General features: G+C 73.1%; 13 protein-coding genes. 6 read left to right on the top strand and 7 right to left on the bottom strand.

Annotation, left to right across the window (positions count from 1 at the left end; all coding sequences use genetic code 11):
* Nucleotides 1-9: 9 nt before the first annotated feature.
* Complete coding sequence (locus tag QFZ62_RS13270; protein ID WP_307506552.1) at nt 10-1560, bottom strand: DUF4041 domain-containing protein; 1551 nt, start codon at nt 1558-1560, stop codon at nt 10-12.
* A 204-nt stretch (nt 1561-1764) separates the two neighbouring features.
* On the opposite strand from QFZ62_RS13270, the gene QFZ62_RS13265 reads away from it, so the two are divergent.
* From QFZ62_RS13265 to QFZ62_RS13250, 4 genes are all read left to right on the top strand, one after another.
* Nucleotides 1765-2547, top strand: a complete 783-nt coding sequence (locus tag QFZ62_RS13265) for an L-threonylcarbamoyladenylate synthase (RefSeq protein WP_307506549.1) — start codon at nt 1765-1767, stop codon at nt 2545-2547.
* Nucleotides 2548-2902: 355 nt separating this feature from the next.
* Complete coding sequence (locus QFZ62_RS13260; protein WP_204570022.1) at nt 2903-3253, top strand: Lsr2 family protein; 351 nt, start codon at nt 2903-2905, stop codon at nt 3251-3253.
* Nucleotides 3254-3473: 220 nt separating this feature from the next.
* A complete protein-coding gene (locus tag QFZ62_RS13255; protein ID WP_307506546.1) occupies nt 3474-5015 on the top strand; it encodes a hypothetical protein in 1542 nt (513 codons plus the stop codon).
* 200 nt (nt 5016-5215) lie between these two features.
* Complete coding sequence (locus QFZ62_RS13250; protein WP_307506544.1) at nt 5216-6037, top strand: bacterial transcriptional activator domain-containing protein; 822 nt, start codon at nt 5216-5218, stop codon at nt 6035-6037.
* 42 nt (nt 6038-6079) lie between these two features.
* Here QFZ62_RS13250 and QFZ62_RS13245 read toward each other — a convergent pair whose 3' ends face one another.
* From QFZ62_RS13245 to QFZ62_RS13230, 4 genes are all read right to left on the bottom strand, one after another.
* Complete coding sequence (locus tag QFZ62_RS13245; protein ID WP_307506541.1) at nt 6080-8152, bottom strand: prolyl oligopeptidase family protein; 2073 nt, start codon at nt 8150-8152, stop codon at nt 6080-6082.
* A 58-nt stretch (nt 8153-8210) separates the two neighbouring features.
* Nucleotides 8211-8708, bottom strand: a complete 498-nt coding sequence (locus QFZ62_RS13240; RefSeq protein WP_104235109.1) for an HNH endonuclease — start codon at nt 8706-8708, stop codon at nt 8211-8213.
* A gap of 357 nt (nt 8709-9065) precedes the next feature.
* A complete protein-coding gene (locus tag QFZ62_RS13235) occupies nt 9066-9917 on the bottom strand; it encodes a C40 family peptidase (RefSeq protein ID WP_307506538.1) in 852 nt (283 codons plus the stop codon).
* A gap of 402 nt (nt 9918-10319) precedes the next feature.
* Nucleotides 10320-11018: a metal-dependent transcriptional regulator gene (locus QFZ62_RS13230; protein WP_307506535.1), complete on the bottom strand. Its 699-nt coding sequence runs from the start codon at nt 11016-11018 to the stop codon at nt 10320-10322.
* Nucleotides 11019-11127: 109 nt separating this feature from the next.
* On the opposite strand from QFZ62_RS13230, the gene serC reads away from it, so the two are divergent.
* On the top strand, nt 11128-12246 hold the full coding sequence (gene serC / locus QFZ62_RS13225) for a phosphoserine transaminase (protein ID WP_307506532.1): 1119 nt from the start codon (nt 11128-11130) through the stop codon (nt 12244-12246).
* A gap of 79 nt (nt 12247-12325) precedes the next feature.
* Here the strand turns inward: serC and QFZ62_RS13220 are convergent, their stop codons facing one another.
* Together QFZ62_RS13220 and QFZ62_RS13215 are read right to left on the bottom strand one after the other, a co-directional pair.
* Nucleotides 12326-13069, bottom strand: a complete 744-nt coding sequence (locus tag QFZ62_RS13220) for a DUF3027 domain-containing protein (RefSeq protein WP_307506528.1) — start codon at nt 13067-13069, stop codon at nt 12326-12328.
* Nucleotides 13062-13445: a cold-shock protein gene (locus QFZ62_RS13215; RefSeq protein ID WP_307506527.1), complete on the bottom strand. Its 384-nt coding sequence runs from the start codon at nt 13443-13445 to the stop codon at nt 13062-13064. The genes QFZ62_RS13220 and QFZ62_RS13215 overlap by 8 nt, the downstream gene beginning before the upstream one ends.
* 154 nt (nt 13446-13599) lie before the next feature.
* On the opposite strand from QFZ62_RS13215, the gene QFZ62_RS13210 reads away from it, so the two are divergent.
* The gene (locus QFZ62_RS13210) at nt 13600-13869 is read left to right on the top strand and encodes a hypothetical protein (protein ID WP_307506524.1); all 270 of its coding nucleotides are present in this window, start codon (nt 13600-13602) and stop codon (nt 13867-13869) included.
* Nucleotides 13870-13877: the final 8 nt, after the last annotated feature.

Here is a 13877-nt window from a genome sequence, read left to right as displayed (position 1 = left end):
GGCCAGCCATCACGAGGCCAGCACCGGCTCCGTCCCCTCGAGCGCTCGGCTCGCCCGGTACTCCTCCGCGGCCGGGTGCAGGGCGAACTCCACGATCTCCACGGCGTGCGCCTTCAGCGCCTCCAGCACCTCGTCCGGGGTGACGTAGAAGAACTCTCGGCGCAGGTTGATCCGGTTGACGCGGTGCTCGGCGAACGTGCGGTGCAGCATCGCCTCGACCCCCACGGCGTCGTCCGCGAAGAACAGCGCGTGGACGTCGAAGCGGAAGGGGACGGAAGCATCGCCGAGCTCGACGACCCGGTCCATGGGCTCCAGCCGCCGGGTCATGCCGATCTTCACCATGCGCTCCCCGAACGCGCCCACGTTCGAGATGACGTAGACGTATCCGGCGCGCACGTTCGCAGCGCGGTAGTCGACCTCGACGAGGGCGCGGTCGACGTCGTCGATGCGCGCCTGCATGCGCGCCGCTCCCTCGAGGTCGCCCTTGCTCTCGAGCGCTGCCAGCGTGGCGGCGTAGTGGGCGCGCTCCTTGTCGAGTCGGTCGTGCTCCGCCTGGAGCTCGGCGGAGGCCTTCGCCTGCTCGCGCAGCTCGGCCCGGCGTTCCCGCTCCATCTCCTTCTCCGCCTGCAGGACGCGGAGGTGGGCGCTCGCGAGCTGCAGCTCCTCCAGTCGGAGCTCGTGGTACCCGTCCTCGATGCGGAGGTCGATCATGGTGCCGCTCCTCGCGATCTGCTCCGCAGCGCGCGTCAAGCGGGTCTGCGCTGTCTGGAGGTTTCCCGCCTTCGTCGCCTTCAAGGCGTTCTCCGCCTCGGCGTTGTAAGCGCGCAGCAGAACCTTGGACATGTCGCCGACGAACTTTCGCCCCTGTGCCTCCGAGCCGTTGAAGGTGAAGCCGGAGGTCGCTGTCACCGCCTTCTTGTCCCGCACCGCGTTCTTGATCGTGTACCGCAGGGCCTCCAGCCGCGAGGCGAGCTCCGCTGAGGTCTCTGCCGGGTGGTCATAGTCGAACAGGCCGACGCCCTGGAGGTCCGCGGTCGTCGTCACCTCGACCAGCTCCGCGCGCGCCGCCTGGATCTGCGCTTCCACGAGCCGTCGGGTCTCCAGCCGCGCGTGCACCTCCTCATCGACCGCCGCGAGCTCCGCCTCGGCCCGGGATCGCGAGGCATTGACCTCCGCCAGGATCCGGTCCCGCTCCTCGCCTGCCGCGGCGACCAGCGAGGCAGCCGCCTCGGCCCCCGTCCGACGGCTCGCCTCCGCCTCGCGGTCGGCTGCTGCCCGGTAGTCGTCGATCTCAGCGAACGACCGTGCGCCGTGGCGCGCGATCAGGTCTTCCAAGACGGCGATGTGCGCCTCCGCGGTGGCCGCCCGCTCCCGGGCGTCGCGCTTCGAGAGACGGTCGACGGGAGGCGCCGCGAGCGCGGCCGGCTCCTCAGGAGCCGACTCCTCGGGTGCGGGCACAGCCTCCGGCTTCTGCTGCACGTGATCCGTCCACTGCACCCCGTCCCACCATCGGATGAAGCGGGGGTCCTTGTCGTCGTACCAGCCGGCAGCAGCGCTCATCCGCCCAGGCTAGGTAGGGACACCGGCCGTCAGGAGCCCCCGTTCGAGGCGGCCCGCCCTGTGGACGCTCAGCCGCGCCGCCGCTCCCCCGCGCCTACCGTCGTCTCCACCGCCCTCCTGCCGCACTCGCGGCACGACGCACCCCGACCCGACGGAGGTGCGCCCGGGCGGCTCCATCCCGCCACCCACGAGAGGCATGCCCCCATGACCGACACCACCCGCACGATCCCCTGGGACGGCACGCTCGACCCGCGCGCCGCCACGGCCGTCGAGGCGCCCGGCGGCCTCGTCGTCGCCGCCACCAAGGTCGGCTACATCCTGATGACCACCGACGGCGCGGGCCTCGATCGCAAGTTCGACGCCAAGCAGCGCAACCGCGACAAGCCGGGCGTGGTGCTCTGCACGAGCATCGAGCAGCTGCAGCAGCTCGCGGTGCTGAACGACGAGATCCTCGCCTTCTACCAGGAGCACTGGGACGCCGACGTGCTGCTCGGCTGCATCCTCCCCTGGCGCGAGGACGCGAAGCACCTGCTGCCCGACGAGACCGCGAAGCAGCTCGCCATGGACCGCCGCGGCACGAGCTGCTTCGTGATCCGCTTCGGCCGCCCCGCGGAGCAGCTCGCCGAGCACCTGTGGGCGAGCGGGCGGCTCGCGTTCGCCAGCTCCGCGAACCCGTCCGGCAAGGGCAACCGGGGACGCGTCGAGGGCATCGGCGAGCGCATCGAGCAGCAGGCCGACGTGATCGTCGCGGCCGACGACTACGTCGCCTCCATCCAGCCGGGCCTCGACGAGACGAGCCGGCACGAGCAGGGCGTCATGGTCTCCATGGTCGACGAGGCCGGCGCCCTCGTGCCGGAGCAGCGCGGTGAGCGCTCGGTCACGCCGAACCCCACGCTCATCCGCCGCGGCCTCGCGGTCGACGTCATCATGTCGGCGCTCGCGCGGTCGTTCCCGTCGTGGGACTACCGCCACGGCCAGTACTACTGAACCCGACCAGCGCCGACGAGGGCCCGCGGAGCACGCCTCCGCGGGCCCTCGCGCGTCCGCACCCGGTGTCCATTTCGGATCGCGACTAATTCCGCCCCTGGGGAGATTCTCGGCGACGCCATCGCGGAATGCATGCTCCCGTCGACCGGCATCACCGCTAATCGCTGCGGAATGGGCGCCGGTGCCGGTGTGCAATCCGGATGCGCATGCCGCGGAACGCTCAGCCGGACAATGGACGGGCATTCACCGCGTTTATCGACCCGACTTCCGCACGATGTCGGAAATGCCGCGGAGAACAGGTATCGTGTGGATCACCGCATCATCTGATGCACCATCTGCAAGGAGAGGAACAGACGTGGCTCGCAAGGTTGTCACCACGCTCGTCGACGACATCGACGGCGTCGTCATCGAAGAGGGAAAGGGCGAGACCGTCCCCTTCGCCCTCGACGGCGTGAACTACGAGATCGATCTGAGCGACGCGAACGCCGCCAAGCTGCGCGAGGCGCTGGACACCTACGTCGACCGCGCGCGCCGCGTCGGCCGCGCCTCCACCGGCCGTTCCTCCAGCCCGCGCCGCTCGTCCTCGAGCGCCCCGAAGGAGGACCTCGGCGCCGCGCGCGAATGGCTGCGCGAGCACGGCCACAAGGTCTCCGAGCGCGGACGCATCTCCGCGGACCTGCTCGAGGAATACCGCGCCAACAAGTAGGGCGATACGGCGCGCGATCCGCGCGCGAGCACGACGACGAGGGCCGATCCGCCACAGGATCGGCCCTCGTCGTCGTAGGCGGGCACTCCGTAATGAATTCCGCTGCTCCCGGTATACGGGGATGCGCGACCTCGGCGCGCCGCGTGTCACGCGCGCGTCACGCTCCCGTCGCGGGTCCGTCGCGACGGCGCGAGCATCCTGGCGGGGAAGAAGGAGCACCGTGCCGAGACACCTCGCAAGACCCGGGAACGCCCAGCCCGCCACCCGCCGCCGCCATGCCCTCCGCACGCGCATCGCCGCGTCGGCGGGAGCGGCGCTCATCGCCCTCGTCGCCGTCGCCGGGATGACCGGCCAGATGCAGTCCGCATCCGCCGCCGTGTCCCCCACGACCACGGCCCAGTGCAACGACGTACCCAACGGGGGCGGCAACCAGGTCGAATGCGACGTGACCGTCGTGAACGAGTTGGACGTCGCGACGCAGACCGGATCCTCGACGGTCACCACGCGAGCGTGCACGGGCGCCGCGGGCACCGTGCCCCTCTGCACGACGAACGTGTCCCAGCGCGAGGGGATCATCATCACCTCGGTCCAGCAGTGCAACGACGTCGCGAACGGCGGCGGCAGCAACCTCATCTGCTCCGTGGACATCACCAACAACCTCGTCGGGGACAGCACCACCACCGCCGCGACCGTCAACCAGTGCATCGGATCCGCGACCGACGGCGCCGCGGGCGGCACGCTGTGCTCACCCGAGTCGGCGACCACCGACGCCGACGTCACGCAGTGCAACGGCTCGGGGAACGGCGGCGGCGCGGCAGATCGCGTCATCTGCACCGTGCCCGGGTCCACGGTCACATCGGCGCTCCTCGTCGACGTGGACCAGTGCAACCGCTCCGTGAACGGCGGCGGCTCGACCGCCATCTGCCGCACGTCCATCCGCAACTTCGTCACGCCGGCGGTGGAGCCGACCGTCGAGCCCACGATCGAGCCGACCGTCGAGCCCACCGTCGAGCCCACGATCGAGCCCACGATCGAGCCCACGATCGAGCCCACGATCGAGCCCACGATCGAGCCCACCGTCGAGCCCACGATCGCACCGACCGTCGAGCCCACCGTGACGCCGACCGTCGAGCCGACCGCACCCGTGCCCACCCCGACGCCCACGACGCCGATCCCGACGCCGACCGCACCCGTCCCGACGCCCACCGCACCGGTCCCGACCCCCACGGCCACCGTCCCCGTCCCGACGCCCACCGCACCGGTCCCGACCCCCACGGCCACCGTCCCCGTCCCGACGCCCACCGCACCGGTCCCGACGCCGACAGCCACCGTCCCCGTCCCGACGCCCACCGCACCGGTCCCGACGCCGACAGCCACCGTCCCCGTCCCGACGCCCACCGCACCGGTCCCGACCCCCACGGCCACCGTCCCCGTGCCGACGCCCACCGCGCCTGTCCCCACCCCCACCGCACCGATCCCGACCCCCAGCGCGACCGTCCCCGTCCCGACCCCCGGGGTCCCGACGCCGACGCCCACCGCGCCTACGCCGTCCGCGACGGCGGGTACGCCCGTCCCCTCGGCCACGCCGTCCCCGTCGCGCACCACCGCGGCGCCCCTCATCCCGAGCGGCACCACCCCGGACGACTCGCTGCCCGTGACCGGCTACGACCCGACGCCCACGATCGGCTGGGGCCTCACCGCCCTCGTCCTCGGTGCGCTGGGGCTCGGGATCCACTCCCGCCGCCGGTCCGCCCAGGGCTAGGCACCCTGCGATACGCCGCCCATCGCCCGTCGATCCGTCGACGGGCGATGGGTCGTCGGTAGCCCCAAAAGCCCCCCGGTGGTGGGGATCCACCTCGGAGCGGTTACCGTGGCGGTGACGGGGGGTCGCATGGATCAGCAGGCGCGGGGCAGGAGATCCTCACCCGCGCGCCGCTCGCCGGCCTCCCCGACAGCCACACGATGCCGCCGACGACGCTCCGGAGCGTCGCGGTGATCAGCGTCGACGTGCTCGGCGGCTTCCGCGTCGCCGGGCTCGGCGCGCTGCCGGGATCGCCGTCGCCCGGTGCGGATCCCGCCGGCGCCACGCTCTCGGACGGCACCCGTCGCCTCATCGCCGCCCTCGCCATCCGCACCCGCGCGGCCGACCGCGGCACCCTCGCCGCGCAGCTGTGGCCCGGCGCGCTCGACGGCCGTGCCGCCTCGTGCCTCCGGTCCGCGCTCGCCCGCCTCGGCGACGGGGGCCGTGAGATCGTCGACCCCGCGCCCGGCGGGCTCGTCCTGCACGAGGCCGTCGCGGTGGACCTGCGGACGGCCCGGGCCACCGCGGCCCGCCTGCTCGAGCCGCGCCGGACGGCGACGGACGCGGTGGATCCGGCCGACATCTCGCCGGAGGCCGTCGCGCTCTTCAGCTCCGACCTCCTGCCCGACTGGTTCGACGCGTGGCTGGAGCCCGCGTCCGAGGAGTGGCGGCACCTGCGGGTCAGTGCGCTCGAGGCCCAGTCCGACGCGCTCCTCAGGTGCGACCGACTGCACGAGGCGGCGTCGGCGGCCCGGCGGGCGATCGACGTGGATCCGCTCCGCGAGACCGCCCAGCGCTGCCTCATCGCCGTGCACCTCGCCGCCGGCAACCAGTCGGACGCGCTGCGGGCGTACGGGATCTACCGCACCCGGCTCGACCGCGAGGTGGGCCTCGAGCCGACCGCGATGCTCACCGACCTCGTGGCCGGGCTGCGGCCCCGCTCGGTCGTCGGCGCCACGGCCGGTGCCCACCGACGCCGCTGACCTCGCCCCCGCCGGCCTCGCGCCGGACCGCCCGAGCCGGGGTCACCGCCCGACGCGCACGCTCCGGAGCCGCTCCCACAGGAACGCGTGGATGAGGGACTGCAGGCGCGCGGTCGCGGGGTTGTCGGCGGATCCGCCGTGCCCGCCGGCCGTGTTCTCGAAGTACCAGGCGTCCTCGACCCCCGTCTCGTGCAGCAGCGCGACCATCTTGCGCGCCTGCACGGGGCCGACCCGGTCGTCGCTCGTGGCCGCGTAGACGAGCGTCGGCGGGTACGCGACCCCCGCGCGGACGTTGTGGTACGGCGAGAAGGTGCGGATGAACTCCCAGTCCGACGCCACGTCGGGGTCGCCGTACTCGGCGATCCACGACGCCCCCGCCGACAACCGGGTGTACCGCCGCATGTCCAGCAGCGGCACCCCGCAGATCACCGCGCCGAACAGCTCCGGGTAGGTCGTGAGCATGTTGCCGACGAGCAGCCCGCCGTTGCTCCGGCCCTCGCAGCCGAGGCGCGCCGGGACCGTCACGCCGCGTGCCACCAGGTCTCGCGCCACGGCCGCGAAGTCCTCGTACGCGCGGTGGCGGTCCTGCCGCAGCGCCGCCCGATGCCACGCCGGCCCGTACTCCCCGCCGCCCCGGATGTTGGCGAGCACGAAGACGCCGCCGCGCGCCAGCCAGCCGCGGCCCACGATGCCGCTGTACGAGGGCAGGCGGCTGTTCTCGAAGCCGCCGTAGCCGGAGAGGAGGGTGGGGGCGGATCCGTCGAGCGGCAGGTCCCGCGGGCCCACCTGGAAGTAGGGCACGCGCGTGCCGTCGTCGGAGACGGCGAAGTGCTGCGCGACCTCGAGCCCTTCCGCGTCGAACGACGCCGGCTGCTCCTTGACCGGTCGCGGCGCGCCCTCCCCCACGACCCCGAGCAGGAGCGTGGGCGGCGTGAGGAACCCGGTCACCGCGAGCCAGTACTCGTCGGTCTCCCGGTCGGTGGCGACGACGGAGACGGACGCGAGGGGCGTCCCCACGCGCACGTCCTCCTCGTGCCAGCCCGCGGGACCGTGCGACGCCGGCGGCGTGAGCACGCGGATCCTGCTGGCGACGTCCTCGAGCAGCGTGAGCACGAGGTGGCCCGCCGTCCACGCCCAGTCCTCGAGGCTCCGCGACGAGGTCGGGGCGAACAGCACGGCGAGCTCGCGCGATCCGGCGAGGAAGTCGTCGAGGCGCGCCGCCAGCAGCGAGCCGCCCGCGTGCACGACGCCGCCGATCTCGGTGTCCGTGCGCGGCCGCAGCACGAGCCACTCGCGGTGCAGGTCGACGTCGACGTCCTCGGGGACCTCGATCGGCACGGTGCCCGCGTCCGTCAGCAGCAGCGTGCGCGACGTGAAGAAGTCGGGCACCTCGCGCACGACGTCCCGCTCGAACCCCGGCGTGGGGTCGTGCGTGACGTGGACGAGCATGTCCGTCGCCGCGACCGCGTGCACCTCGGGGGCGTCGGCGAGGGCCTGCCCGCGGCTCCAGCGCCGGGCGGTCCGCGCGTACGAGCTCTCGGTGAGGCTGCCGGGGCCGAAGTCCGTGCCGACGAACACGGTGTCGCGGTCGATCCACGACACCATCGTCTTCGCCACGGGCACGTCGAAGCCGCCCGCGACGAAGCGGCCCATGAGGAGGTCGAGCTCCCGCACCGCCACCGCGTCCCCGCCGTCGGGCGAGAGCGACACGAGCGCCCGGTCCCGCTCCTCCGGCAGCAGCTGCGCGTGCGAGAACTGCCACGGGATGCCCTCGGCCGCGCCCAGCGCGTCGAGGTCGAGCAGCACCTCCCACTCCGGAGAGGGCGCCTCGTACTCGTCGAGCGTCGTGCGCCGCCAGAGGCCCTGCACGTGCTCGGCGTCGCGCCACAGGTTGTAGAGGTGGGCCCCGTGGCGCGTCACGTAGGGGATCCGCGCGTCGGACTCCAGCACCTCGAGCAGCTCGCCCGTGAGCCCGGCGCGGGACTCCTCGGAGGACCGGCCGAGCGTGCGCTCGTTCTCCGCCCGCACCCAGGCGAGCGCACGGTCGCCGTGGATCTCCTCCAGCCAGAGGAACGGGTCGTCGGGTGTCTCGGAGGGGGGAGCGTCGTCGGTCATCCCCTCAGCCTACGGACGGGGCCGGCCCCGCCCGCGCGGTGCCCCCAGGCGACCGCGGTCAGGCGGCGGGGGCGAGGAACTCGTCCCACCCGGGCGCCGGCCGCTCCATCCCGCTGACCACCCAGCCGCTCCCCTGCGGGGCCCGCGGCGCCGTTCGGAGCGTCCATCCCATCTCCTCGGGCGTGCGGTCGCTCTTGCGGTTGTTGCAGGAGAGGCAGCAGGCCACGAGGTTCTCCCACGTGTCCTTGCCGCCGCGCGAGCGCGGGAGCACGTGGTCGATGGTCGTCGCGTTCCGCGCGCAGTACGCGCACCGGCCGCCGTCCCGGCGGAGGACGCCGCGGCGCGAGACGGGCACGCGCCGCGCATGCGGGATCCGCACGTAGCGCGTGAGGAGGATGACCGACGGGCGGCCCCACGCCCCGCCGTTCCCGAGGATCGGATGCTCCTCGTCCTGGGCGAGCATGGTGGCCTTGCCGCTCAGCACGAGCACCAGGGCCCGCTTGAACGACACGACGGCGAGCGGCTCGAAGCCCGCGTTGAGTACCAGTGTGCGCACGACATCCCTCTCAGACCGGCCTGGACGGCTTCCAGGCATCCGAACGAGGCGTCCCGCCCCCGGGAACACGCGAAGGCACCGCCGAGTGCTCGGCGATGCCTTCTAGGAGAGCGGGTGACCGCTCGGGTGGATCCGGTGGATGCCCACCCGGGGATGGTGCCGATGCCCGTGGCGCACGTGCGCATCCATGGTGCGGATGTCGCGTGCGGTGGTCATCGGGGCTCCCGGGCGGGTCGAGGGACGTCTCACCGGCCAGGGTAGCTCAGCGGGTCCCGATTGTCCCGGGGAATGCGGAAGGCCGGCGGCGCATCCGTGGATGCGTGCCGCCGGCCCTCGCAGGTCGATCTCGTGCGGGTGTCAGCCGAGGAGGCGGACGAAGTGCACGTTCTGGCTCCAGATGGGGCGCTCCTTGACGCGGTCGCCGGGCTTCGGCGCGTCGATGAAGATGCCGTTGCCGGTGTAGATGCCGTCGTGGCTGAAGTCGTTCCACACGACGATGTCGCCGGGGCGCGCGTCCGCACGGGAGACGATGGTGCCGGCATTGCCCTGGGCACGCACCGAGTGCGCCAGGTTCAGGCCGAACTGGGCGAACACGTACTTGACGAGGCCGGAGCAGTCGAAGCCCGCGGGGGTCTCGCCGCCGAAGACGTAGGGCACGCCGAGGTACTGGCGCGCCACCGCGGCCACGCCACCCGCAGCCGCGGAGGTGGGCGGCGTCTGGTAGACGGGGTTCGCGGCGATCTGGGCGGCCGAGGCACCCGTGTAGGTCGTGGCCGTGGAGGCCAGCTGCACCCGGCGCTGCTCGGCGAGGGCGGCCTGCTCGGCCGCGGCCTTCGCGGCGTTGAGCTCGGCGACGGAGGTGGCCGTGAAGCCCTCCTCCTCGACGGGGGTCGACGTCGCGCTGTCGGCCGTGACGACCTGCGCGTTGGCGGCCGTGTAGTCCTGGAGGGAGGTGCCCTCGGCGGTCGCGGTGTGCTCGAGCTGCGAGCCGGCGGCGTAGGCCGGGATGGCCATGACGCCGACGAGGCCGGTGACGAAGGTCATGACGACCGCGTTGGCGGCCTTCGTGCGGCGCGAGCGGCCGACGGGGGCGGGGGTCAGGCGAGGAGCGGGGGCCTGGAGCGTGCGGGTCGCGGAGTCGCGACGCGGGCGGACGGCCTTCGCGGTCTCGGCGGCGCGGAGCTCGCGGCGGCTGGGCAGGCGATCCATCCCGGGTGCGGGCGGTCGAGTCGGGTCGGACGGGTTCCCGACGGAACCGCTGATGTCACCATGGATCAAGTTGTGAACCTCCTGCGTCTCGACGCCGGGCATGCAGGCGCCCCGTCCCTCCAAGGTCGTCGAGGGGTACACATGCAGGGGACGGGTGTCGAGACGCCCTGCACCGGGCCCGGAACCTCTGTGGTGGTCGGTCGGGCCTGTTCGAGAGTAAGGGACGGGCTCCGGTTTGTCATCCTGAGGGACCATATTTCTAACGAATCCATAACGACAGACGTCATCCTCGCGATGTACGCGGGGCAGAACCCCCGGTGACGGCGGCGTGCCGTCGCCGTGTGCCCAGTCCGGGGGTGGTCCCGGGGATCCACCCGCCGGAGGGCCCGACGGAGGCCGCGATCAGCGCTCGATGAAGATGTGGCCCGCGACCTCGAGCGGCAGCTCGAGGCCCGATCCCGCGCCCTCGACGCGCACGAGGACGTAGGCGCCCTCGCGGGAGAAGGATCCGGTGGCGCCCGGCAGGACGCCGGCCTGCTTCAGCTGCGAGAGGAGCTCCGGGTCGAACTGCACGGGCTCGCCGAGCCGGCGGATCACGCCGCGCGCGGGAGCGTCCTCCGTCGTGCCGAGCGACGCCTCGACGATGCTCACCACGCCGGCCATGAACGCGACGGCGGGCGAGTCGCCCAGCTCGTCGAGCCCGGGGATGGGGTTGCCGTACGGGGACTCGGTGGGGTGGCCGAGCAGGTCGAGGATCTTCCGCTCCACCTGCTCGCTCATCACGTGCTCCCAGCGACAGGCCTCGTCGTGCACGAACTCCCACTCGAGCCCGATGACGTCGCTGAGGAGGCGCTCCGCGAGGCGGTGCTTGCGCATCACGTGCACGGCCTTGCTGCGCCCCTCGGGGGTGAGCTCCAGGTGACGGTCGCCGCTGACCACCACGAGTCCGTCGCGCTCCATGCGGGCGACGGTCTGCGAGACGGTGGGGCCCGAGTGCCCGAGGCGCTCGGAGATGCGCGCCCTCAGGGGGACGATGGCCTCCTCCTCGAGGTCGAGGATGGTGCGGAGGTACATCTCCGTCGTGTCCACGAGATCAGTCATCGGGCCTCCCTTGCGCCAGGGACCAGCCTACTTCCCCGGGTACGGGATGGACGGCGCGGGGGCGCAGGAGGCCCCCGGACGCGCGTGCACGGTCCCCTACCATTGCGGCATGCCGACCACGAAGATCCCCACCGAACTGCTGCCCCTCGACGGACGATTCGGCTGCGGGCCGTCCAAGGTGCGGCAGGCGCAGCTCGACCACCTGGCGCTCGCCGGCGCGCAGATCCTCGGCACGTCCCACCGCCAGGCCCCCGTCAAGGACATGGTCGGCCGCGTGCGGGACGGCCTCTCCCGCCTGTTCCGCCTGCCCGACGGCTACGAGGTCGTGCTGGGCAACGGCGGATCCACCGCGTTCTGGGACGCCGCGGCCTTCTCCCTCATCGAGCGCCGCAGCCAGAACCTCGTCTTCGGCGAGTTCGGCGGCAAGTTCGCCACGGCCGCGGGCGCGCCGTTCCTCGAGGCGCCGGACGTGATCCGCGCCGAGCCCGGCAGCCGCTCCGCCGCGAACCCCGTCGAGGGCGTCGACGTCTACGCGTGGCCGCACAACGAGACGTCCACCGGCGTCATGGCGCCCGTGACCCGCGTGCACGGCGACGAGGGCGCGCTCACGGTCGTCGACGCCACGAGCGCGGCGGGCGGGATCGACTTCGACGCGGCCGAGGCCGACGTCTACTACTTCGCCCCGCAGAAGAACCTCGCGAGCGACGGCGGCGTCTGGCTGGCCCTCTTCTCCCCCGCCGCCCTCGAGCGCGTCGAGCGCATCGCGGCGTCGGGCCGGTGGATCCCCGAGTTCCTCAGCCTCAAGAACGCCGTCGACAACTCGCGCCTGAACCAGACGCTGAACACGCCCGCCCTCGCGACGCTGCTCATGCTCGAGGACCAGCTCGACTGGATCGAGAGGGCGGGCGGCCTGGCCTGGGCCGACGCCCGCACCCGCGAGTCGTCCGCCGTCCTCTACGAGTGGGCGGAGCGGGTCGCGTACGCGCAGCCGTTCGTGTCGGACCCCGCGCACCGCTCGCAGGTCGTCGTGACGATGGACTTCGACGCGGGCATCGACGCGGCGGCCGTCGCGAGGACGCTCCGCGCCAACGGCGTGGTCGACACCGAGCCCTACCGGAAGCTCGGGCGCAACCAGCTGCGCGTCGCCACCTTCACGGCCATCGAGCCGGACGACGTGCGGGCGCTCGTGCGCTGCATCGAGTTCGTGGTGGAGCAGGGCGCGGGCTGATCCCGTCCCTCCCGTGCATGACGACGGCGGCGGTCCCCTCGGGGGCCGCCGCCGTCGTCGTCGTCATGCGGGGTGCGGGTCAGCGATCGGCGCCGTCGAAGCTCGTGTCGTCGTCGTCGTCGTCATCGTCGTCGTCGTCGTCGTCGTCGTCGTCGTCGTCCTGCGCCGGCGCGGCTTCGAAGTCGACGCCGTCGAGGACGTCGTCCGCGTCCTCGGCGTCCTCCGACGGGTCGTCGTCCTCCGGGTCGTCGTCCTCGTCCTCGTCCTCGTCGTCCTCGTCGTCGTCGGACTCCGCCGCGATGCGCTCGGCCTCCTGGTCCGCCTCGATGCCGGCGAGCCGGTCGGACCAGGGCAGCCACTCGGGCGAGAGCAGCGCGCCCTCCCCGGGCATGAGCTCGGCCTCGAGGACGGTCGGGGCGGCGTCGTCGACGCGGGCCAGCGTCACCGTCCAGAACCAGCCGGGGTAGCCCGGCATCGTGTTCGCGAAGAGGAGCGACAACACGCGGTCGCCCTCGACGATCGACCCGGCGGGCTCGCCGACGGTGTCGGCGGGCGTGATCTCCAGCAGCGCGGCGCGCGCGAGGTCCACGGCCGCGAGCAGCTCGGCGTCCGGGACGGCCGGTTCCACCGGGGACTCGGGCTCGGCCTCGGCCTCGGCCGGCGCGTCGGTCTCCCCGGGCGCCTCTCCGCCCGGCGCCTGCTCGAAGGACGTCGCCTCCGAGGTCCCGGCGTCCGGGGCGGACGCGGCGCCCGTCGTCGGCTCCGCCTCCGGCGCGGTGCCGGCCTCGGTCGTGCTCACGTCGTCGTCCCGGCGCTCAGGCATCGAGCTCCTCCGCGACGCGGCGCAGCAGCGCGGCGATTTTCCGGCTGTGGGCGTCGTCCGGGTAGCGGCCGCGCTTGAGGTTCGTGCCGATGCCGTCGAGCACCTTCACGAGGTCCTCGACGATGACGGCCATGTCGTCGGCGGGCTTGCGGGACATGCGGACCAGCGAGGGCGGGGCGTCGAGGATCCGCGCCGAGAGGGCCTGCGCGCCGCGCTTGCCGTCGGCGACGCCGAACTCGAGCCGGGTGCCGGCCTTCACGCCGGCGACGCCCGAGGGCAGGGCCGACGCGTGCAGGAAGACCTCCTGGCCGTCGTCCGAGCTGATGAACCCGAACCCCTTGTCCTCGTCGTAGAACTTCACCTTGCCGGTGGGCATGCGATCCTCTTCCCTCGCCCCGGAGGGGCTCGATGTGCTGGTGGGCGGTCCAGTCTATTCGCCCGGTCCCCAGGCGTCGCGGGGCGGCGGCGGGGCCCGACCCGGGCCGGTTCCCCGCGACGCGCCCGGGCGTGCCACCGCGTAGTCTGGGCGGATGGCATCCGAGACCGCACCGAGCGAGGGACGGGCCGAGCGCATCCTCGCGTACATGCTCGCCGGGATCCTGCTGATCGCCGTCCTGAGCATCCTCGCGATCCTGCTGGCCCCGCTCATCGCGGTCGACGCGGCCGAGTACAGCACGCCCCTCTGGCAGGTCATCCTGCTGCTGCCGGCCGTCGGCATCCCCATCGCCGCACTCCTCTTCATCGCGATCCTGGTCATCAGCGTCCGTCGCCGTCGTCGCGTGGACGGCCCGTCCCGCTAGCGGGACGA

This window comes from Clavibacter sp. B3I6, from assembly GCF_030816895.1.
GTDB lineage: Bacteria > Actinomycetota > Actinomycetes > Actinomycetales > Microbacteriaceae > Clavibacter.
Note: the sequence above shows the minus strand (reverse complement) of the source record. Positions and strands in the feature narration are given on the sequence as shown.